The organism is Enterocloster sp. 210928-DFI.2.20, from assembly GCF_020554465.1.
GTDB lineage: Bacteria > Bacillota > Clostridia > Lachnospirales > Lachnospiraceae > Enterocloster > Enterocloster bolteae.
On the sequence record NZ_JAJCHK010000022.1, the window covers coordinates 78,702 to 95,790 of the forward strand.

The following is a 17,089-nucleotide window of genomic DNA, read 5'->3' on the forward strand; positions in this document are numbered from 1 at the left end:
GCTATCATACAAAGGCTGTGGCATGATAGCGTTGAAGCGAGAGGTTGCTGCCCACAAAGTGAGGCAGGTTTTCCGTGGAGCGAATGTCAAGTTAGGAAACTGGCGACAAGTCACTGTACCAATTAAAGAAACTGCAATGTTAGAACGCAGAATCAGTGTGGAGTTCTGTTAGGACACACACGGAAACGTGTACAGTCACCGCTTGTCGTACTTGGTTTGAAAGTGCGAAAAGGAGGCGACTTTTTTTATGGCAAGTCAAGTAATGAGAATCACTTTAAAGGCTTATGATCATCAGTTGGTAGATCAGTCCGCCGGAAAAATCATCGAGACTGTAAAGAAGACAGGATCACAGGTGAGCGGACCGGTGCCGTTACCAACCAAGAAAGAGGTAGTAACTATTCTGCGTGCGGTTCATAAGTACAAAGATTCCAGAGAGCAGTTCGAGCAGAGAACTCACAAGAGACTCATCGACATCACAGCTCCAAGCCAGAAAACAGTTGATGCGCTGTCCAGACTGGAAATGCCAGCTGGTGTGTACATCGACATCAAGATGAAAACGAAATAATCGAAGACAGATTCGTTTTCATGCTGCGCAAGCGCAGCGCAGCTGGGTTCGCGGTTCCCGTTTGAATAGGATGGGGATGCGATAAAAATGTTTATATCCTGAAGGGTTTAAATATAGAAGCAACACTGCATTTCCTGTTGAGGAATCAACATACCGCCAGGCGGTTCATAGTGTTCCACGTATATTAGGCTGTTCTAGGATGAATGCGAAAGCATTCCGCTGTAGATCATGAAACAGGAGGTAAGACAATGAAGAAAGCGATTTTAGCAACAAAAGTCGGAATGACCCAGATCTTCAATGAGAATGGTGCTTTAGTTCCGGTAACCGTACTTCAGGCAGGACCTTGTGTGGTAACACAGGTTAAGACAGCTGAGAACGATGGTTACAAAGCAGTACAGGTTGGTTTTGTTGACAAGAGGGACAAACTGGTCAGCAAGCCGCAGAAAGGCCATTTTGACAAGGCCGGTGTTTCTTACAAGAGATATGTAAGGGAATTCAAGTTTGAGAATGCGGAAGAGTATTCCGTAAAAGATGAGATTAAGGCAGACATCTTCGCAGCAGGCGATAAGATTGATGCAACCGCTATTTCCAAGGGTAAAGGCTTCCAGGGCGCCATCAAGAGATACGGACAGCACAGAGGACCTATGGCACATGGTTCCAAGTTCCATCGTCATCAGGGTTCCAACGGTTCCGCTACAACCCCAGGCCGCGTATTCAAGGGCAAGGGAATGCCAGGCCACATGGGCAGCAAGCAGATTACCGTTCAGAATCTGGAGGTTGTCAAGGTTGACGTTGACAATAACCTGATTCTGGTTAAGGGCGCAGTACCAGGACCAAAGAAGAGCCTGGTAACAATTAAAGAAACCGTTAAGGTTGAAAGGTAAGCTTTTATAGGAAAGGAGGAACACACAAATGGCAAACGTATCTGTTTACAATATGGAAGGTAAAGAAGTTGGCGCATTAGAACTGAACGATGCCGTGTTCGGTGTAGAAGTTAACGAGCATCTGGTACATCTTGCAGTTGTTGCACAGCTTGCAAATAAACGTCAGGGAACACAGAAAGCAAAGACACGTTCTGAGGTTTCCGGCGGCGGCAGAAAGCCGTGGAGACAGAAAGGAACCGGTCATGCAAGACAGGGTTCAACCAGGTCTCCTCAGTGGAAGGGCGGCGGCGTGGTATTCGCTCCAACACCAAGAGATTACACCATCAGACTGAACAAGAAGGAAAAGAGAGCTGCTCTCAGGTCTGCTCTGACCAGCCGTGTTCAGGATAACAAGTTTATCGTAGTAGATGAGCTTAAGTTTGACGAGATTAAGACCAAGAAGTTCCAGAATGTTATGGATAACCTGAAGGTATCCAAGGCACTGGTGGTTCTGGCTGACAATGATCAGAATACAGTATTATCTGCAAGGAACATTGCAGGCGTTAAGACCTCTCAGGTCGGCTCCATCAACGTATACGACATTCTGAAGTACAACACAGTAGTGGCTACCAAGGCTGCTGTTGCATCCATCGAGGAGGTGTACGCATAATGGCAGATATCAAGTACTATGACGTCATTTTAAAACCAGTCATCACTGAGAAGAGCATGAATGCCATGGGCGATAGAAAGTATACTTTCATGGTACATGTAGACGCTAACAAGTCTATGATTAAAGAGGCTGTTGAGAAGATGTTCCCAGGCACCAAGGTTGCCAGCGTGAACACCATGAACTGTGAAGGCAAGACCAAGAGAAGGGGCATGACCTTCGGCAAGACAGCTGCTTCCAAGAAAGCAATCGTAAAGCTGACAGAAGACAGCAAAGAGATAGAGATTTTCCAGGGACTGTAAGAAAATCTCACACCCGCCGGACACACCCGGACGGAGAACTTATACGGCATCCGGGATATCCCAGATATCCCTACCAAAGTCATACGCCGTGAAAAGAAAAAGAAAAGGAGTAAAATGTCATGGGAATTAAGAAGTATAATGCTTATACACCTTCCAGAAGACATATGACCGGTTCTGATTTCAAGGAAATCACAAAGGACACTCCGGAGAAATCTCTGGTAGTATCCCTGAACAAGAACGCTGGTCGTAACAATCAGGGTAAAATCACTGTTCGTCACAGAGGCGGCGGCAGCAGAAGAAAATACAGAATCATCGACTTCAAGAGAAACAGCAAGGATGGTATTCCGGCAACCGTTATCGGAATTGAGTACGATCCAAACAGAACTGCCAACATCGCTCTTATCTGCTATGCAGACGGCGAGAAGGCATATATCCTGGCACCACAGGGCTTAACCGACGGAATGAAGGTTATGAGCGGCGATACAGCAGAGGCAAAGCTTGGCAACTGCATGCCACTGTATCACATCCCGGTTGGTACTCAGGTACACAACATTGAGTTATATCCTGGCAAGGGCGGCCAGTTAGTCCGTTCAGCCGGTAATTCAGCACAGCTGATGGCTAAGGAAGGCAAGTATGCAACCTTACGTTTACCTTCAGGCGAAATGAGAATGGTTCCAATCATCTGCCGCGCAACAATCGGTGTTGTGGGCAATGGCGAACACTCCCTGATCAACATTGGTAAAGCTGGTAGGAAGCGCAACATGGGTATCAGACCTACAGTCCGCGGTTCCGTAATGAACCCCAACGACCATCCACACGGTGGTGGTGAAGGCAAGTGTGGTATCGGCCGTCCAGGTCCGTGCACACCATGGGGCAAGCCTGCTCTGGGTCTGAAGACCAGAAAGAAAAACAAGCAGTCTAACAAGTTGATCGTAAGAAGACGTGATGGCAGAACCATCAAATAGTTAAAGGAGGTTAAGAACACATGGCTCGTTCACTGAAAAAAGGACCATTTGCAGACGCGCATCTGTTAAAGAAAGTAGACGCTATGAATGCAGCAGGACAGAAGCAGGTAATCAAAACCTGGTCCCGCCGTTCTACAATCTTCCCACAGATGGTTGGTCACACAATTGCAGTTCATGACGGCAGGAAACACGTTCCGGTATATGTAACCGAAGATATGGTAGGACATAAGCTGGGCGAATTCGTAGCAACCAGAACCTATAGAGGTCACGGTAAAGACGAGAAGAAGTCCGGCGTGAGAAAGTAATTCACGGTAAATTGAAAGGAGGTTTTACCAATGGCAAAAGGACATAGATCCCAAGTCAAGAGAGAAAGAAATGCCCAGAAGGACACAAGACCAAGCGCAACACTGTCTTACGCAAGAGTGTCTGTCCAGAAGGCTTGCTTTGTATTAGATGCCATCAGAGGCAAAGATTTACAGACCGCACTTGGTATTGTAACTTACAATCCCAGATACGCTTCCAGCTTAATCAAAAAGTTACTGGAATCAGCAGCAGCAAATGCTGAGAACAATAACGGAATGGACCCGGCAAAACTTTATGTTGAAGAGTGCTACGCTAACCAGGGCCCGACCATGAAGAGAGTCAGACCGAGAGCTCAGGGACGTGCTTACAGGATCGAGAAGAGAATGAGCCACATCACTGTTGTTCTGAATGAGAGATAGGAGGCAAATATGGGACAGAAAGTTAATCCACACGGCTTAAGAGTCGGTGTTATTAAAGACTGGGATTCCAAGTGGTATGCAGAAGCTGATTTTGCTGACTGCCTGGTTGAAGATTACAATATGAGAAAGTTCCTCAAGAAGAGACTGTTCAGTGCCGGCATTTCCAAGATTGAAATTGAGCGTGCATCTGACAGGGTTAAGATTATCATTTATACCGCTAAGCCAGGCGTGGTTATCGGTAAGGGTGGTTCTGAAATTGAGAAGCTGAAGAAGGAAGTTCAGAAGCTGACTGATAAGAAGCTGTTCATCGACATCAAGGAAATCAAGCGTCCGGACAGGGATGCACAGCTGGTTGCAGAGTCCATCGCTCAGCAGCTGGAAAACCGTGTTTCCTTCCGCCGTGCAATGAAGTCCACCATGGGAAGAACCATGAAGGCTGGCGTTAAGGGCATCAAGACTGCTGTTGCAGGCCGCCTGGGTGGAGCTGATATGGCACGTACTGAATTCTACAGCGAAGGTACCATCCCGCTTCAGACATTAAGAGCAGATATTGACTATGGTTTCGCAGAAGCAGATACAACCTACGGCAAGATTGGCGTAAAGGTATGGATCTACAAGGGCGAAGTTCTTCCTACTAAAGGAAACAAGGAAGGGAGCGATAAATAATGTTAATGCCTAAGAGAGTTAAGCGTCGTAAGCAGTTCCGTGGTTCCATGGCCGGCAAGGCATTAAGAGGCAACACGATTTCTAACGGCGAGTACGGTTTAGTCTCCACTGAACCATGTTGGATCAAATCAAACCAGATTGAGGCTGCCCGTGTGGCCATGACCCGTTACATCAAGCGTGGCGGTAAAGTCTGGATTAAGATTTTCCCGGATAAACCTGTAACAGCAAAGCCAGCAGAAACCCGTATGGGTTCCGGTAAAGGCGCTCTGGAGTACTGGGTAGCAGTTGTAAAGCCAGGCCGTGTATTATTCGAAATCGCTGGTGTACCAGAGGAAACAGCTAGAGAAGCTCTGCGTCTTGCTATGCACAAGCTGCCATGCAAGTGTAAGATTGTTTCTAAAGCAGATTTAGAAGGCGGTGATAACAGTGAAAACTAATAAATTTGTAGATGAGTTAAAGAATAAGTCAGCAAATGAGCTGAATGAAGAGTTAGTAGCTGCGAAGAAGGAACTGTTCAATTTAAGATTCCAGAATGCAACCAATCAGCTGGATAACACATCCAGGATTAAGGAAGTTCGCAAGAACATTGCCAGGATCCAGACTGTTATCACTGAGAAGGCTAACGCATAATGCGAAAGGAGACATTTACCGTGGAAAGAAATTTGAGAAAGACCCGTACCGGTAAAGTGGTCAGCAACAAGATGGATAAGACAATCGTAGTTGCTATCGAGGACCATGTAAAACATCCTGTAATCGGTAAGATCGTTAAGAAAACCGTGAAGTTAAAAGCTCATGATGAAAAGAATGAGTGCACCATCGGTGATACAGTAAAAGTAATGGAAACAAGACCACTGTCCAAGGATAAGAGATGGAGACTTGTTGAGATTATCGAGAAAGCTAGATAATGAGATGAGGAAGGAGTAACAGGTATGGTTCAGCAGGAAACAAGACTTAAAGTTGCCGACAATACCGGTGCAAAAGAACTTCTCTGCATCCGTGTATTAGGTGGTTCAACCAGAAGATATGCAAATATCGGTGATATCATCGTTGCTTCCGTTAAAGATGCAACACCAGGCGGTGTTGTAAAGAAGGGCGATGTTGTAAAGGCTGTAGTGGTACGTACCGTTAAGGGCGCACGCCGTAAAGACGGTTCTTACATCAGATTTGATGAGAACGCAGCAGTAATTATTAAGGATGACAAGACTCCAAGAGGAACTCGTATCTTTGGGCCTGTAGCAAGAGAATTAAGAGACAAACAGTTCATGAAGATTGTCTCCTTAGCTCCCGAAGTATTATAAGGAGGTGTTACTGTGAATAAGATTAAGAAGGACGACTTAGTAGTCGTAATCGCAGGTAAAGATAAAGATAAGCAGGGAAAGGTTATCTCTGTTGATACAAAGAAGAACAAAGTTCTGGTTCAGGGCTGCAACATGGTTACCAAGCACACAAAGCAGGCTCCGGGCAACCCACAGGGCGGCATTGTTAACCAGGAAGCTCCTATTGATATCTCCAATGTAATGCTGGTAGTAGACGGCAAGGCAACCAGGGTCGGATTTGAAGAAAAAGACGGCAAGAAGGTTCGCGTGGCTAAGACAACCGGCAAAGTAATCGACTAATTCAGGAGAGGAGGAAAAAAACGTTGGCTAGATTAAAAGAACAGTATCAGAACGAGATGGTAGACGCTCTGATGAAAAAATTTGGATATAAGAACGTTATGCAGGTGCCGAAGCTTGATAAGATCGTTATCAACATGGGCGTAGGCGAAGCAAAGGAAAATGCCAAGGTTCTGGATTCTGCTGTAAGGGATTTGGAAATCATCTCCGGACAGAAGGCTATAACCACCAAGGCAAAGAAGTCCATTGCTAACTTTAAGCTCCGTGAAGGCATGGCAATCGGCTGCAAGGTAACACTGCGCGGCGAGAGAATGTATGAATTCCTTGACCGTCTGGTAAACCTGGCACTGCCCCGTGTACGTGACTTTAGAGGTGTTAACCCTAACGCATTTGATGGCAGAGGAAACTATGCGCTCGGTATCAAAGAGCAGCTGATCTTCCCTGAGATTGAGTACGACAAAGTTGACAAGGTAAGAGGTATGGATATCATCTTCGTTACCACCGCTAAGACTGACGAAGAAGCTCGTGAACTTTTGACATTATTCAATATGCCGTTTGCAAAATAGTTAGGAGGAAACTTTCATGGCTAAGACTTCAATGAAGATTAAACAGCAGCGTCCGGCTAAATTCTCCACCAGAGAGTACAACCGCTGCAGAATCTGTGGCCGTCCACATGCTTATTTAAGAAAGTACGGTATCTGCCGTATCTGTTTCCGCGAGTTAGCATACAAGGGTCAGATTCCTGGCGTTAAGAAAGCTAGCTGGTAAAATAGAGAGAATTAGGAAGGAGGCATTTTAAAATGACAATGAGCGATCCGATTGCAGATATGCTTACAAGAATTCGTAATGCAAACACTGCAAAACATGATACAGTAGACGTACCTTCATCCAAGATGAAAATAGCTATCGCTGACATCCTGGTAAAAGAGGGTTATGTTGCAAAGTACGACATGGTAGAGGACGGCGGTTTCCAGACCATCAGAATCACCTTAAAGTACGGCAAAGACAAGAACGAGAAAATCATTTCCGGTATCAAGAGAATCTCCAAACCGGGTCTGCGTGTATACGCTAACAAGGAAGAGCTTCCCAAGGTACTGGGCGGACTTGGTACCGCTATCATCTCCACCAACCAGGGCGTGATTACAGATAAAGAAGCACGTCAGTTAGGTGTTGGCGGCGAAGTATTGGCATTTGTTTGGTAATGATGAGATAGAGGAAACTGAAAACAGAAGGAACGCACAGTTCCTTCCGAGAATTTAAGTAGGAGGTAAAGGCATGTCACGTATCGGTAGAATGCCAGTTGCGGTTCCGGCAGGAGTTACTGTTACAATCGCAGAAGGAAACAAAGTGACTGTAAAAGGTCCAAAGGGAACATTAGAGAGAGAGCTCCCCGTAGAAATGACCATCGAGCAGAAAGATGGACAGATTATAGTAAGCAGACCAAACGATTTAAAGAAGATGAAATCTTTACATGGTCTGACCAGAACCCTGGTTAACAACATGATTCATGGTGTTACAGAAGGGTATGAGAAGGTTCTTGAAGTAAACGGCGTTGGTTACAGGGCCGCTAAGCAGGGCAAGAAGCTTACCCTGAACCTGGGCTACTCCCATCCGGTAGAGATGGAAGATCCAGAGGGCATCGAGACCGTTATGGAAGGTCAGAACAAGATTATCGTTAAAGGTATCAGTAAAGAAAAAGTTGGCCAATACGCTGCTGAAATCAGAGACAAGAGAAGACCTGAGCCATACAAGGGCAAGGGTATCAAGTATGCTGACGAGGTTATCAGACGTAAAGTTGGTAAGACTGGTAAGAAATAATTAAGGAGAGTGTAAAAATGGTTAACAAACAGTCAAGAAGCGAAATTCGCGTAAAGAAACACAACAGAATGCGTAACCGTTTTGCTGGCACAGCAGAGAGACCGCGTCTGGCAGTGTTTAGAAGTAATAATCATATGTATGCTCAAATTATCGACGATACGGTTGGTAACACCCTGGTTGCTGCTTCCACAGTTGAGAAAGAAGTAAATGCTGAACTGGAGAAGACCAACGATAAGGCAGCTGCAGCATATGTAGGTACAGTTATTGCAAAGAGAGCCCTTGAAAAAGGTATCAAGGAAGTTGTTTTCGATAGAGGCGGCTTTATATATCAGGGCAAAGTTCAGGCATTAGCAGACGCAGCCCGCGAGGCTGGTCTGGATTTCTAATAGAGAGGAGAACAAGCATGAAGCGTACAATTATTGACGCCAGTCAGATGGAGCTGAATGACAAGGTAGTGGCAATCAAGAGAGTATCCAAGACTGTTAAAGGTGGACGTACCATGAGATTTTCCGCTCTGGTAGTAGTAGGCGATGGCAACGGCCACGTTGGCGCAGGTTTAGGAAAGGCCGGCGAGGTTCCGGAGGCCATCCGCAAAGGTAAAGAAGCCGCAATTAAGAATCTGGTAGAGATTCCTGTAGATGAGAATAAGAGTATCCCACATGATTTTATCGGTAAATTCGGAAGTGCAGCTGTTCTGTTAAAGAGAGCTCCTGAAGGTACTGGTGTTATCGCCGGCGGTCCGGCACGTTCCGTACTGGAGATGGCAGGAATCAAGAACATCCGTACAAAATCCTTAGGATCCAACAACAAGACAAATGTAGTTCTGGCAACTCTTGCAGGCCTTACTTCCTTAAAGACTCCGGAAGAATTCGCAAGACTGCGCGGCAAATCTGTGGAAGAAATCGTAGGCTAATAGGAGGAGAAAGACATGGCAGAGAAATTAAAAATCACATTAGTCAAGTCCCCTATCGGTGCTGTTCCAAAGCAGAAAGCAACGGTTAAGGCTCTTGGACTGACCAAGATGCACAAGACGGTTGAAATGCCAGATAATGGCGCTGTCAGAGGCATGGTCGCAGCAGTGCGGCATTTAGTAAAAGTTGAAGAAGTCTAATCATATAGAGTAAGGAGGTGCAGTCATGGAGTTGTCAAATTTACAGCCTGCTGCAGGTTCAAAGCATAGCGATAATTTTAGAAAAGGCCGTGGCCATGGTTCAGGTAATGGTAAGACCGCAGGTAAGGGCCATAAGGGTCAGAAAGCTCGTTCCGGAGCAACAAGGCCTGGCTTTGAAGGCGGACAGATGCCTTTATACAGACGTCTGCCAAAGCGTGGTTTCACTAATATGAATTCTAAGACCATTATTGGTATTAACGTAAGCGCTCTGGAAAGGTTCGATAATGATGCTGAGGTTACGGTTGAGACCTTAATCGAGGCAGGAATCGTTAAGAACCCAAGAGATGGTGTAAAGATCCTTGGAAATGGAGAATTAACCAAAAAGCTGACCGTTAAGGTTAATGCATTCAGTGAAGGTGCAAAATCTAAAATCGAAGCTTTAGGTGGAACCTGCGAGGTGATCTAATGTTTAAAACGATCAGAAATGCATTCAAGGTAAAAGAGCTTCGCACTAAGATTCTCTATACCTTCATGATGCTGGTAGTCATCCGTTTTGGCAGCCAGCTGCCGATTCCGGGAATCGAGACATCGTTCTTTGCGAATTGGTTTGCGAAACAGACAACGGATGTGTTTGGCTTCTTTAATGCCATGACAGGTGGTTCATTTTCATCCATGTCCATCTTTGCCCTGAGCATTACGCCATACATCACATCTTCCATCATCATCCAGCTTCTGACCATTGCAATTCCAAAACTGGAAGAGCTGCAGAAGGATGGCGAGGACGGAAGAAAGAAGATTCAGGAATACACCCGCTATACCACCGTGGGCCTGGCACTGATTGAATCAAGTGCCATGGCCATCGGCTTCGGACGTCAGGGACTTCTGATAGATTATAACGCATGGAACATCATCATCGCCATCGTCACCATGACAACGGGCAGTGCCCTGCTCATGTGGATCGGCGAGCAGATTACGGAAAAGGGCGTTGGAAACGGTATCTCAATCGTACTGTTATTCAACATCCTGTCCAGTGTGCCGGATGATATGAAAACTCTTTATTACCGCTTTATCTTCGGACAGACGGTTACAAAGATGATTTTCAGCGTTGTAGTGATTGCCCTGATTATCCTGGCTATGGTAGTTTTCGTTATCGTGCTGAACGATGCCGAGAGGAGAATTCCGGTCCAGTATTCCAAGAAGATGGTTGGCCGTAAGATGGTTGGCGGACAGGCTTCCAACATCCCACTGAAGATAAATACCGCAGGCGTTATGCCGGTAATCTTTGCTTCTTCCATCATGTCCTTCCCGGTGGTGATTTCTCAGTTCTTTACGATTGATCCAAACTCCATCGGCAGTAAGATTCTGATGGTGCTCAATTCGGGTTCATGGTGCAGGCCTGAGTATCCTATATACTCCATCGGTCTGGTGATTTATATTGCATTGCTGATTATGTTCGCTTACTTCTATACGTCCATTACGTTTAACCCGTTGGAAGTGGCCAATAACATGAAGAAGCAGGGCGGCTTTATCCCGGGCATTCGTCCTGGCAAGCCAACCAGCGATTATTTGAATAAGATATTGAATTATATTGTTTTTATTGGTGCATGCGGCCTGATAGTGATTGCGATTGTTCCGATTCTTGCGTCCGGTTTACTCAACGTCAGCCGAATCTCATTTTCCGGAACGTCCCTGATTATTATCGTTGGCGTTGTGCTTGAGACAATCAAAGCAGTAGAATCTCAGATGCTTGTGCGTTATTATAAGGGATTTTTGAACGATTAACAACCACAGTTGAATCAATCAATCTGCCTTTGTGGTATTCCACAGGGGCGGATTTGTTGTATTTATAGCTTATAACGCGCCGCTGCACTAAGCTCGTGAGGGGACCTCGCCAAGTGCCAGTGGCATGTATTGCACGCAAGCGGCCGGAATACGGCCACTAAGTGCTCATAACGAGCCACTCCACTGGCTCGTGGAAGACCTCACCAAGTGGAGGTGACATGTATCGCACGTAAGCGGCCAAAATACGGCCACTAAGTGCTCATAACGAGGAGGACTGGGTTTATGAAGATTATCATGTTAGGCGCACCTGGTGCCGGCAAGGGCACTCAGGCAAAAAAGATTGCAGCAAAATATCAGATTCCCCATATCTCTACCGGGGACATTTTCCGGGCCAACATTAAAAACGGCACGGAGCTGGGCATGAAAGCCAAGTCCTATATGGATGCAGGCGGTCTTGTGCCGGATGAAATCACCATCGGCATGCTGCTGGACCGCATCCATGAGGAGGACTGCAAAAACGGATATGTGCTGGACGGATTCCCAAGGACTATTCCCCAGGCAGAGAGCCTTACAAAAGCTCTGGGCGACATGGGTGAGGCCATTGACTATGCAATCAACGTGGATGTTCCGGATGAGAACATCATAAACCGTATGTCCGGACGCCGCGCATGCCTTTCCTGCGGGGCAACATATCATATCGTATACAATCCTCCTAAAAAGGAAGGAATCTGTGATGTATGCGGCCAGCAGCTGGTACTTAGGGATGATGATAAACCTGAAACTGTTAAGAAGCGTCTTGATGTCTATCATAACCAGACCCAGCCTCTCATAGAGTATTATAAAAAGGCAGGCGTTTTAGCCGAGGTAGATGGCACATTGGATATGGAAGAAGTATTCCAGGCCATTGTCAGGATTTTAGGAGCATAAAGAATGGTAACGATTAAATCAGAACGGGAAATTGAATTAATGCGGGAAGCAGGGCGTATACTTGCCAAGGTTCATGAGGAGCTTGGCAGGACCCTGGTACCGGGAATGTCTACCAAAGAAATCGACCGGATGTGTGAAGATATGATAAGAAGTCATGGATGTGTTCCATCCTTTCTGAATTATCAGGGTTTTCCGGCATCTGTGTGTATATCTATTAACGATGAGGTGGTTCACGGCATTCCGGATAAGCACCGCTATCTGGAAGAAGGAGATATCGTCAGCCTGGATACAGGTGTTATATGGAAGGGATATCAGTCCGATGCAGCCAGAACCCATATGATTGGAGAAGTGAGCGGGGAGGCCAGGAAACTGGTAGAGGTGACGCAGCAGAGCTTTTTTGAAGGTATAAAGTATGCAAAAGCTGGCAATCATCTCAATGATATTTCCAAAGCCATTCAGGAATATGCAGAAAGCTTTGGCTTCGGAGTGGTCCGGGACCTGGTAGGTCACGGTATCGGTACGGAGATGCATGAAGCACCGGAGATTCCCAATTTCGCCCAGCGCCGCAAAGGCATCAGGCTGGCTGCCGGAATGACACTCGCAATTGAACCTATGATTACTGCAGGGCGCTATGATGTAGTATGGGAGGATGACGGCTGGACCGTTGTGACAGAGGACGGCTCTCTGGCATCCCATTATGAGAACACCATCCTGATTACGGATGGCGAACCTGAGATTTTATCGCTGTAGTTTGAGGTGGCCCTATGGTAGAGTTTAAGGAAGCCGGCCTGGTAAAGAGTTTAGCAGGCCACGACAAAAATGAACTGTATATCATAATCAGTGTCCAAGGGGAATATGTTTATCTGTCAGATGGCAGGAAACACCCTTTAAGTAAACAGAAACGCAAGAACAGGAAACACTTGCAGCTCATACATGAGCACGATGAAACCTTAAGGAAGAAGCTTACAGAAGGCGCGGCGGTGAGGGATGAGGAGATAGCAGGCTTCATCCGCAGCCGCAGGCAGTAGGAGGTAAAATAGAATGTCAAAAGCAGACGTAATTGAAATTGAGGGAACCGTAATTGAGAAATTACCCAACGCCATGTTCCAGGTTGAACTGGAGAACGGCCATCAGGTACTGGCACACATCAGCGGAAAGCTTCGTATGAACTATATCCGCATCCTGCCAGGAGATAAAGTGACCATTGAGCTGTCACCCTATGATTTATCCAAGGGAAGAATCATCTGGAGAGATAAATAAGGTATACAGGCTGTCTGGTGACAGAATAAAGACAGAGTAAAGAAAGAGTTCCGTTTTCCAGCAGGCCAGTGATGTCAAACACCGCCTGCCCCGGAAAAGAACATAAAACACCATAGATAAAAAAGTGCTTGCATTATTGGCAAATGTTTGATATAATGCTTTAGCAACTTTGTTGGTCTATAGAAAGGAGAATTACTGTGAAGGTTAGATCATCCGTAAAGCCGATCTGCGAAAAATGCAAGATCATAAAGAGAAAAGGCAGTATCAGAGTAATTTGTGAAAATCCAAAGCATAAACAGAGACAAGGTTAATTAAAATTAGGAGGTGTACTACACACATGGCTCGTATTTCAGGTGTTGACTTACCAAGAGAAAAACGTGTTGAGATCGGTCTTACTTACATCTACGGTATCGGTAGAGCAAGCTCCAACCGCATCTTAACGGCAGCTGGCGTTAACCCAGACACTCGCGTTAAGGATTTAACCGATGATGAGGTAAAAAAGCTGGCTAACACAATTGCTGAGACTCAGACTGTTGAAGGTGATCTTCGTAGAGAGATTGCTATGAACATCAAGAGACTTCAGGAAATTGGATGCTACAGAGGAATCCGTCATAGAAAGAGCCTGCCGGTTCGTGGCCAGAAGACAAAGACCAACGCCAGAACTTGCAAGGGTCCGAGGAAGACAGTAGCAAACAAGAAGAAGTAAGAATTTCATTAGCAACATTGTAACCGAATTCGATTTACATGTTTTAAAAACAGGAAGAGCGAATTCAAGAAAATGAGAAAGTAGGTTAGTTTAAAATGGCTAAAAAAGTGTCCACTACAGCTAAAAAAGTGACAAAAAAGCGTGTAAAGAAAAACGTTGAACGCGGACAGGCACATATCCAGTCATCTTTTAATAACACAATTGTTACATTAACTGATGCGCAGGGTAACGCTCTTTCATGGGCTAGTGCCGGTGGTCTTGGATTTAGAGGTTCAAGAAAATCTACTCCATATGCAGCCCAGATGGCGGCAGAAACTGCTACTAAGGCAGCTCTCGTACATGGCTTAAAATCCGTAGACGTTATGGTAAAGGGTCCTGGTTCAGGACGTGAAGCAGCAATCCGTGCCCTTCAGGCATGTGGATTGGAAGTAACCAGCATTAAGGACGTGACACCAGTTCCACATAACGGATGCCGTCCGCCAAAACGTAGAAGAGTCTGATTGATTTTAATTAGGAGGTAATTAAAGTGGCAGTAGATAGAGTTCCTGTTCTTAAAAGATGTAGATCCCTTGGTCTGGATCCAATCTATTTAGGAATTGATAAAAAGTCCAACAGAGAATCCAAGAGAACAAACAAAAAGTTAAGTGAATACGGCATGCAGTTAAGAGAAAAGCAGAAAGCCAAATTCATTTACGGTGTATTAGAGAAACCTTTCCGTAATTACTATGCTAAGGCATCCAAGATGAACGGTATGGTAGGTACTAACCTGATGATCCTGTTAGAGTGCAGACTGGACAACGTTCTGTTCCGCATGGGTCTGGGCCGTACACGCAAGGAAGCAAGACAGATTGTTGACCATAAGCACATTCTGGTTAACGGCAAGCCAGTGAACATTCCATCCTACCGTGTTAAGGCTGGAGATGTCATCGAAGTGAAGGAGAAATACAAATCCGCACAGAGATACAAAGACGTCCTGGAAGTAACCGGCGGACGTATGGTTCCGGCTTGGCTGGATGTAGACCAGGAGAACCTGCGCGGTACTGTTAAGGAAATGCCAACCAGGGATGAGATTGATGTTCCAGTAAACGAAATGCTTATCGTCGAGTTGTACTCCAAGTAATCCTACAATTGATTATAAATTGTACAAGGTATGCCTGTCCTTTATAGGGCAGGCGTACTTTGCAGGATGAAAAACCCGAACTTACGCCTTGGGCTGTGTTTGGGCAGTGCACTGCTTTGCAGTGCTTTATTTCCCTCGAGATTTGATAGAAACCCAAAAAGGAGGGGCTATTAGTGTTCGATTTTGAAAAACCAAACATTGAAATCGCAGAGATTTCAGAAGACAAGAGATACGGCAAGTTTGTAGTTGAACCACTTGAGAGAGGTTACGGCACTACGCTGGGCAATTCCTTAAGAAGAATTATGCTTTCTTCTTTACCCGGAGCCGCAGTGAGTCAGGTAAAAATCGATGGCGTTTTGCATGAGTTCAGTTCTATTCCCGGAGTTAAGGAAGATGTGACTGAAATTATTATGAACATCAAAAGCTTAGCGATTAAGAACAACAGCGATACCGATGAGCCCAAGGTTGCATACATTGAATTTGAAGGCGAAGGTGTAATTACTGCAGCTGATATCCAGGCAGATGCTGATATCGAGATCATGAATCCGGATCAGATTATCGCCACCTTAAGCGGCGGCACGGACAGCAAGTTCTATATGGAACTTACCATCACCAAGGGCCGCGGCTATATCAGCGCCGATAAGAATAAGAACGACGATTTACCAATCGGGGTCATAGCAGTTGATTCCATCTACACTCCTGTGGAGCGCGTGAACATGGCAGTAGCCAATACACGTGTGGGGCAGCAGACGGACTACGATAAGCTTACACTTGAGATTTATACCAACGGCACCCTGGCTCCCGATGAGGCTGTCAGCCTGGCCGCAAAGGTATTAAGCGAGCACCTGAATCTGTTCATTGACCTTTCCGAGAATGCCAAGACCGCTGAGATCATGGTAGAGAAGGAAGACAATGAGAAAGAGAAAGTGCTTGAGATGAATATCGACGAACTGGAGCTTTCCGTTCGTTCCTACAACTGTCTGAAGAGAGCCGGCATCAACACAGTGGAAGAGCTGTGCAACAGGACTTCTGAGGACATGATGAAGGTTCGTAACTTAGGCCGCAAGTCCTTAGAGGAAGTACTGGCCAAGTTAAAGGAATTAGGCTTACAGCTAAATCCAAGCGACGACAACTAAGCGACCGAACACAGTGAGGGAGCGCTGCGCAGACGAAGCGAAGCGGAGTTTGCGTTTCCCGCACAGACCGAACGAAGTGAGGGAGCTTTACTCCCGGTCAGTAAGTCCAAAGAAGCATGACTGAGAGAGCCAAATAGAATAAGTGGGCGAAAACGCCAATACCAGTAAGTCCAAAGAAGCATGGTGAAGGTGTTCCACAATAATGGAGGAAAATACAATGGCAGGATATAGAAAATTAGGAAGAACTTCCGATCAGAGAAAGGCTTTAATCAGAAGCCAGGTAACAGCACTGTTATATCATGGACATATCAGGACAACTGAGACCCGTGCAAAGGAAATCCGCAAGGTTGCAGAAGGTCTGATTGCCATGGCAGTTAAGGAGAAGGATAACTTCGAGACTGTAAAGGTTACCGCTAAGGTTGCCCGCAAGGACAAAGACGGCAAGAGGGTTAAGGAAGTTGTAGACGGCAAGAAGGTTACCGTATACGATGAAGTAGAGAAGGAAATCAAGAAAGATATGCCTTCCAGACTGCATGCCAGAAGGCAGATGTTAAAGGTTCTCTACGGAGTGACCGAAGTTCCGGCTGCCGCAGCAGGAAAGAAGAGAAATACCAAGTCTGTTGACCTGGTAGCTAAGATTTTTGACGACGTTGCTCCAAAGTACGTAGGCCGTAATGGTGGTTACACCAGAATCGTTAAGATTGGCCAGCGTAAGGGTGATGGCGCTATGGAAGTTCTGATTGAGTTAGTATAATTCCATTGAATCGTGCAGAAGGCTGCAGATACGGTAATCGTGTCTGCAGTTTTTTTAGGGCTCTTTGTCAATAGTTGGGGTGGGATTTGTTAAAATCCCGCCCCAATTCTAT

At 45.8% G+C, this 17,089-nt stretch carries 32 protein-coding genes; all 32 read left to right on the forward strand.

Features of this window, described 5'->3' with window-relative positions; translation table 11 throughout:
- The first annotated feature begins 247 nt into the window (after positions 1-247).
- The 32 genes from rpsJ to LI015_RS18735 all read left to right on the forward strand — a co-directional run bounded on the left by rpsJ (position 248) and on the right by LI015_RS18735 (position 16,977).
- Positions 248-565: a 30S ribosomal protein S10 gene (gene rpsJ, locus LI015_RS18580; RefSeq protein WP_002566515.1), complete on the forward strand. Its 318-nt coding sequence runs from the start codon at positions 248-250 to the stop codon at positions 563-565.
- A gap of 248 nt (positions 566-813) precedes the next feature.
- Positions 814-1,449 carry a 50S ribosomal protein L3 gene (gene rplC / locus LI015_RS18585; protein ID WP_002566514.1) on the forward strand — a complete coding sequence of 212 codons (636 nt, stop codon included), beginning with the start codon at positions 814-816 and terminating at the stop codon, positions 1,447-1,449.
- Between the two features lie 28 nt (positions 1,450-1,477).
- Entirely contained in the window at positions 1,478-2,098 is a 621-nt protein-coding gene (gene rplD, locus LI015_RS18590) for a 50S ribosomal protein L4 (RefSeq protein WP_002566513.1), read from the forward strand.
- Positions 2,098-2,397: a 50S ribosomal protein L23 gene (gene rplW / locus LI015_RS18595; RefSeq protein ID WP_002566512.1), complete on the forward strand. Its 300-nt coding sequence runs from the start codon at positions 2,098-2,100 to the stop codon at positions 2,395-2,397. Before rplD ends, rplW begins: the two co-directional genes overlap by 1 nt.
- A gap of 119 nt (positions 2,398-2,516) precedes the next feature.
- The gene (gene rplB, locus LI015_RS18600) at positions 2,517-3,362 is read left to right on the forward strand and encodes a 50S ribosomal protein L2 (protein WP_002566511.1); all 846 of its coding nucleotides are present in this window, start codon (positions 2,517-2,519) and stop codon (positions 3,360-3,362) included.
- Positions 3,363-3,382: 20 nt separating this feature from the next.
- Positions 3,383-3,667, forward strand: a complete 285-nt coding sequence (rpsS, locus tag LI015_RS18605; RefSeq protein WP_002566510.1) for a 30S ribosomal protein S19 — start codon at positions 3,383-3,385, stop codon at positions 3,665-3,667.
- Positions 3,668-3,697: 30 nt separating this feature from the next.
- Positions 3,698-4,084 carry a 50S ribosomal protein L22 gene (gene rplV / locus LI015_RS18610; protein ID WP_002566509.1) on the forward strand — a complete coding sequence of 129 codons (387 nt, stop codon included), beginning with the start codon at positions 3,698-3,700 and terminating at the stop codon, positions 4,082-4,084.
- 9 nt (positions 4,085-4,093) lie between these two features.
- Complete coding sequence (gene rpsC / locus LI015_RS18615) at positions 4,094-4,750, forward strand: 30S ribosomal protein S3 (protein WP_002566508.1); 657 nt, start codon at positions 4,094-4,096, stop codon at positions 4,748-4,750.
- Complete coding sequence (rplP, locus tag LI015_RS18620; protein WP_002566507.1) at positions 4,750-5,187, forward strand: 50S ribosomal protein L16; 438 nt, start codon at positions 4,750-4,752, stop codon at positions 5,185-5,187. The genes rpsC and rplP overlap by 1 nt, the downstream gene beginning before the upstream one ends.
- Positions 5,177-5,380, forward strand: coding sequence for a 50S ribosomal protein L29 (gene rpmC, locus LI015_RS18625; protein ID WP_227125982.1), 204 nt, complete (start codon positions 5,177-5,179; stop codon positions 5,378-5,380). The genes rplP and rpmC overlap by 11 nt, the downstream gene beginning before the upstream one ends.
- 20 nt (positions 5,381-5,400) lie before the next feature.
- Positions 5,401-5,655 (forward strand): 30S ribosomal protein S17, encoded by a 255-nt coding sequence (rpsQ, locus tag LI015_RS18630; RefSeq protein ID WP_002587380.1) that lies wholly within the window; start codon positions 5,401-5,403, stop codon positions 5,653-5,655.
- A 24-nt stretch (positions 5,656-5,679) separates the two neighbouring features.
- Positions 5,680-6,048 carry a 50S ribosomal protein L14 gene (gene rplN / locus LI015_RS18635; protein ID WP_002566504.1) on the forward strand — a complete coding sequence of 123 codons (369 nt, stop codon included), beginning with the start codon at positions 5,680-5,682 and terminating at the stop codon, positions 6,046-6,048.
- A gap of 12 nt (positions 6,049-6,060) precedes the next feature.
- Positions 6,061-6,366 (forward strand): 50S ribosomal protein L24, encoded by a 306-nt coding sequence (rplX, locus tag LI015_RS18640; protein WP_002566503.1) that lies wholly within the window; start codon positions 6,061-6,063, stop codon positions 6,364-6,366.
- 23 nt (positions 6,367-6,389) lie between these two features.
- A complete protein-coding gene (gene rplE / locus LI015_RS18645) occupies positions 6,390-6,929 on the forward strand; it encodes a 50S ribosomal protein L5 (RefSeq protein ID WP_002566502.1) in 540 nt (179 codons plus the stop codon).
- Between the two features lie 16 nt (positions 6,930-6,945).
- Positions 6,946-7,131 carry a type Z 30S ribosomal protein S14 gene (locus LI015_RS18650; protein WP_002566501.1) on the forward strand — a complete coding sequence of 62 codons (186 nt, stop codon included), beginning with the start codon at positions 6,946-6,948 and terminating at the stop codon, positions 7,129-7,131.
- Between the two features lie 32 nt (positions 7,132-7,163).
- Positions 7,164-7,565 (forward strand): 30S ribosomal protein S8, encoded by a 402-nt coding sequence (rpsH, locus tag LI015_RS18655; protein WP_002566500.1) that lies wholly within the window; start codon positions 7,164-7,166, stop codon positions 7,563-7,565.
- A 73-nt stretch (positions 7,566-7,638) separates the two neighbouring features.
- Positions 7,639-8,181: a 50S ribosomal protein L6 gene (gene rplF, locus LI015_RS18660; RefSeq protein WP_002566499.1), complete on the forward strand. Its 543-nt coding sequence runs from the start codon at positions 7,639-7,641 to the stop codon at positions 8,179-8,181.
- 17 nt (positions 8,182-8,198) lie between these two features.
- Positions 8,199-8,567, forward strand: a complete 369-nt coding sequence (gene rplR, locus LI015_RS18665) for a 50S ribosomal protein L18 (protein WP_002566498.1) — start codon at positions 8,199-8,201, stop codon at positions 8,565-8,567.
- Between the two features lie 17 nt (positions 8,568-8,584).
- Positions 8,585-9,094: a 30S ribosomal protein S5 gene (gene rpsE, locus LI015_RS18670; RefSeq protein WP_002566497.1), complete on the forward strand. Its 510-nt coding sequence runs from the start codon at positions 8,585-8,587 to the stop codon at positions 9,092-9,094.
- A 15-nt stretch (positions 9,095-9,109) separates the two neighbouring features.
- On the forward strand, positions 9,110-9,292 hold the full coding sequence (gene rpmD, locus LI015_RS18675) for a 50S ribosomal protein L30 (protein WP_002566496.1): 183 nt from the start codon (positions 9,110-9,112) through the stop codon (positions 9,290-9,292).
- Between the two features lie 25 nt (positions 9,293-9,317).
- Positions 9,318-9,758, forward strand: coding sequence for a 50S ribosomal protein L15 (gene rplO / locus LI015_RS18680; protein ID WP_002566495.1), 441 nt, complete (start codon positions 9,318-9,320; stop codon positions 9,756-9,758).
- Positions 9,758-11,074: a preprotein translocase subunit SecY gene (gene secY, locus LI015_RS18685; RefSeq protein WP_002566494.1), complete on the forward strand. Its 1,317-nt coding sequence runs from the start codon at positions 9,758-9,760 to the stop codon at positions 11,072-11,074. Before rplO ends, secY begins: the two co-directional genes overlap by 1 nt.
- A 282-nt stretch (positions 11,075-11,356) precedes the next feature.
- Positions 11,357-12,001: an adenylate kinase gene (locus tag LI015_RS18690; protein ID WP_227125984.1), complete on the forward strand. Its 645-nt coding sequence runs from the start codon at positions 11,357-11,359 to the stop codon at positions 11,999-12,001.
- Between the two features lie 3 nt (positions 12,002-12,004).
- Positions 12,005-12,751 (forward strand): type I methionyl aminopeptidase, encoded by a 747-nt coding sequence (gene map, locus LI015_RS18695; protein ID WP_002566492.1) that lies wholly within the window; start codon positions 12,005-12,007, stop codon positions 12,749-12,751.
- 14 nt (positions 12,752-12,765) lie between these two features.
- A complete protein-coding gene (locus LI015_RS18700; protein WP_002566491.1) occupies positions 12,766-13,029 on the forward strand; it encodes a KOW domain-containing RNA-binding protein in 264 nt (87 codons plus the stop codon).
- A gap of 13 nt (positions 13,030-13,042) precedes the next feature.
- The gene (infA, locus tag LI015_RS18705; RefSeq protein WP_002566490.1) at positions 13,043-13,261 is read left to right on the forward strand and encodes a translation initiation factor IF-1; all 219 of its coding nucleotides are present in this window, start codon (positions 13,043-13,045) and stop codon (positions 13,259-13,261) included.
- Positions 13,262-13,458: 197 nt separating this feature from the next.
- Positions 13,459-13,572 carry a 50S ribosomal protein L36 gene (gene rpmJ, locus LI015_RS18710; protein ID WP_003497809.1) on the forward strand — a complete coding sequence of 38 codons (114 nt, stop codon included), beginning with the start codon at positions 13,459-13,461 and terminating at the stop codon, positions 13,570-13,572.
- A gap of 26 nt (positions 13,573-13,598) precedes the next feature.
- Complete coding sequence (gene rpsM, locus LI015_RS18715) at positions 13,599-13,967, forward strand: 30S ribosomal protein S13 (RefSeq protein WP_002566489.1); 369 nt, start codon at positions 13,599-13,601, stop codon at positions 13,965-13,967.
- A 95-nt stretch (positions 13,968-14,062) separates the two neighbouring features.
- Entirely contained in the window at positions 14,063-14,467 is a 405-nt protein-coding gene (gene rpsK / locus LI015_RS18720; RefSeq protein ID WP_002566488.1) for a 30S ribosomal protein S11, read from the forward strand.
- A 26-nt stretch (positions 14,468-14,493) separates the two neighbouring features.
- Positions 14,494-15,087, forward strand: a complete 594-nt coding sequence (gene rpsD / locus LI015_RS18725; RefSeq protein WP_002566487.1) for a 30S ribosomal protein S4 — start codon at positions 14,494-14,496, stop codon at positions 15,085-15,087.
- Positions 15,088-15,260: 173 nt separating this feature from the next.
- Entirely contained in the window at positions 15,261-16,223 is a 963-nt protein-coding gene (locus LI015_RS18730) for a DNA-directed RNA polymerase subunit alpha (protein ID WP_002566486.1), read from the forward strand.
- Positions 16,224-16,440: 217 nt separating this feature from the next.
- Positions 16,441-16,977 carry a bL17 family ribosomal protein gene (locus tag LI015_RS18735; protein WP_002566485.1) on the forward strand — a complete coding sequence of 179 codons (537 nt, stop codon included), beginning with the start codon at positions 16,441-16,443 and terminating at the stop codon, positions 16,975-16,977.
- The last annotated feature ends 112 nt before the right edge of the window (positions 16,978-17,089 follow it).

What these genes read in the sequence shown, in the direction of transcription:
- rpsJ (WP_002566515.1), top strand. Translation starts at nt 248, where the DNA reads ATGGCAAGTCAAGTAATGAGAATCACTTTAAAGGCTTATGATCATCAG.
- rplC (WP_002566514.1), top strand. Translation starts at nt 814, where the DNA reads ATGAAGAAAGCGATTTTAGCAACAAAAGTCGGAATGACCCAGATCTTC.
- rplD (WP_002566513.1), top strand. Translation starts at nt 1,478, where the DNA reads ATGGCAAACGTATCTGTTTACAATATGGAAGGTAAAGAAGTTGGCGCA.
- rplW (WP_002566512.1), top strand. Translation starts at nt 2,098, where the DNA reads ATGGCAGATATCAAGTACTATGACGTCATTTTAAAACCAGTCATCACT.
- rplB (WP_002566511.1), top strand. Translation starts at nt 2,517, where the DNA reads ATGGGAATTAAGAAGTATAATGCTTATACACCTTCCAGAAGACATATG.
- rpsS (WP_002566510.1), top strand. Translation starts at nt 3,383, where the DNA reads ATGGCTCGTTCACTGAAAAAAGGACCATTTGCAGACGCGCATCTGTTA.
- rplV (WP_002566509.1), top strand. Translation starts at nt 3,698, where the DNA reads ATGGCAAAAGGACATAGATCCCAAGTCAAGAGAGAAAGAAATGCCCAG.
- rpsC (WP_002566508.1), top strand. Translation starts at nt 4,094, where the DNA reads ATGGGACAGAAAGTTAATCCACACGGCTTAAGAGTCGGTGTTATTAAA.
- rplP (WP_002566507.1), top strand. Translation starts at nt 4,750, where the DNA reads ATGTTAATGCCTAAGAGAGTTAAGCGTCGTAAGCAGTTCCGTGGTTCC.
- rplN (WP_002566504.1), top strand. Translation starts at nt 5,680, where the DNA reads ATGGTTCAGCAGGAAACAAGACTTAAAGTTGCCGACAATACCGGTGCA.
- LI015_RS18650 (WP_002566501.1), top strand. Translation starts at nt 6,946, where the DNA reads ATGGCTAAGACTTCAATGAAGATTAAACAGCAGCGTCCGGCTAAATTC.
- rpsH (WP_002566500.1), top strand. Translation starts at nt 7,164, where the DNA reads ATGACAATGAGCGATCCGATTGCAGATATGCTTACAAGAATTCGTAAT.
- rplF (WP_002566499.1), top strand. Translation starts at nt 7,639, where the DNA reads ATGTCACGTATCGGTAGAATGCCAGTTGCGGTTCCGGCAGGAGTTACT.
- rplR (WP_002566498.1), top strand. Translation starts at nt 8,199, where the DNA reads ATGGTTAACAAACAGTCAAGAAGCGAAATTCGCGTAAAGAAACACAAC.
- rpsE (WP_002566497.1), top strand. Translation starts at nt 8,585, where the DNA reads ATGAAGCGTACAATTATTGACGCCAGTCAGATGGAGCTGAATGACAAG.
- rpmD (WP_002566496.1), top strand. Translation starts at nt 9,110, where the DNA reads ATGGCAGAGAAATTAAAAATCACATTAGTCAAGTCCCCTATCGGTGCT.
- rplO (WP_002566495.1), top strand. Translation starts at nt 9,318, where the DNA reads ATGGAGTTGTCAAATTTACAGCCTGCTGCAGGTTCAAAGCATAGCGAT.
- secY (WP_002566494.1), top strand. Translation starts at nt 9,758, where the DNA reads ATGTTTAAAACGATCAGAAATGCATTCAAGGTAAAAGAGCTTCGCACT.
- LI015_RS18690 (WP_227125984.1), top strand. Translation starts at nt 11,357, where the DNA reads ATGAAGATTATCATGTTAGGCGCACCTGGTGCCGGCAAGGGCACTCAG.
- map (WP_002566492.1), top strand. Translation starts at nt 12,005, where the DNA reads ATGGTAACGATTAAATCAGAACGGGAAATTGAATTAATGCGGGAAGCA.
- LI015_RS18700 (WP_002566491.1), top strand. Translation starts at nt 12,766, where the DNA reads ATGGTAGAGTTTAAGGAAGCCGGCCTGGTAAAGAGTTTAGCAGGCCAC.
- infA (WP_002566490.1), top strand. Translation starts at nt 13,043, where the DNA reads ATGTCAAAAGCAGACGTAATTGAAATTGAGGGAACCGTAATTGAGAAA.
- rpsM (WP_002566489.1), top strand. Translation starts at nt 13,599, where the DNA reads ATGGCTCGTATTTCAGGTGTTGACTTACCAAGAGAAAAACGTGTTGAG.
- rpsK (WP_002566488.1), top strand. Translation starts at nt 14,063, where the DNA reads ATGGCTAAAAAAGTGTCCACTACAGCTAAAAAAGTGACAAAAAAGCGT.
- LI015_RS18735 (WP_002566485.1), top strand. Translation starts at nt 16,441, where the DNA reads ATGGCAGGATATAGAAAATTAGGAAGAACTTCCGATCAGAGAAAGGCT.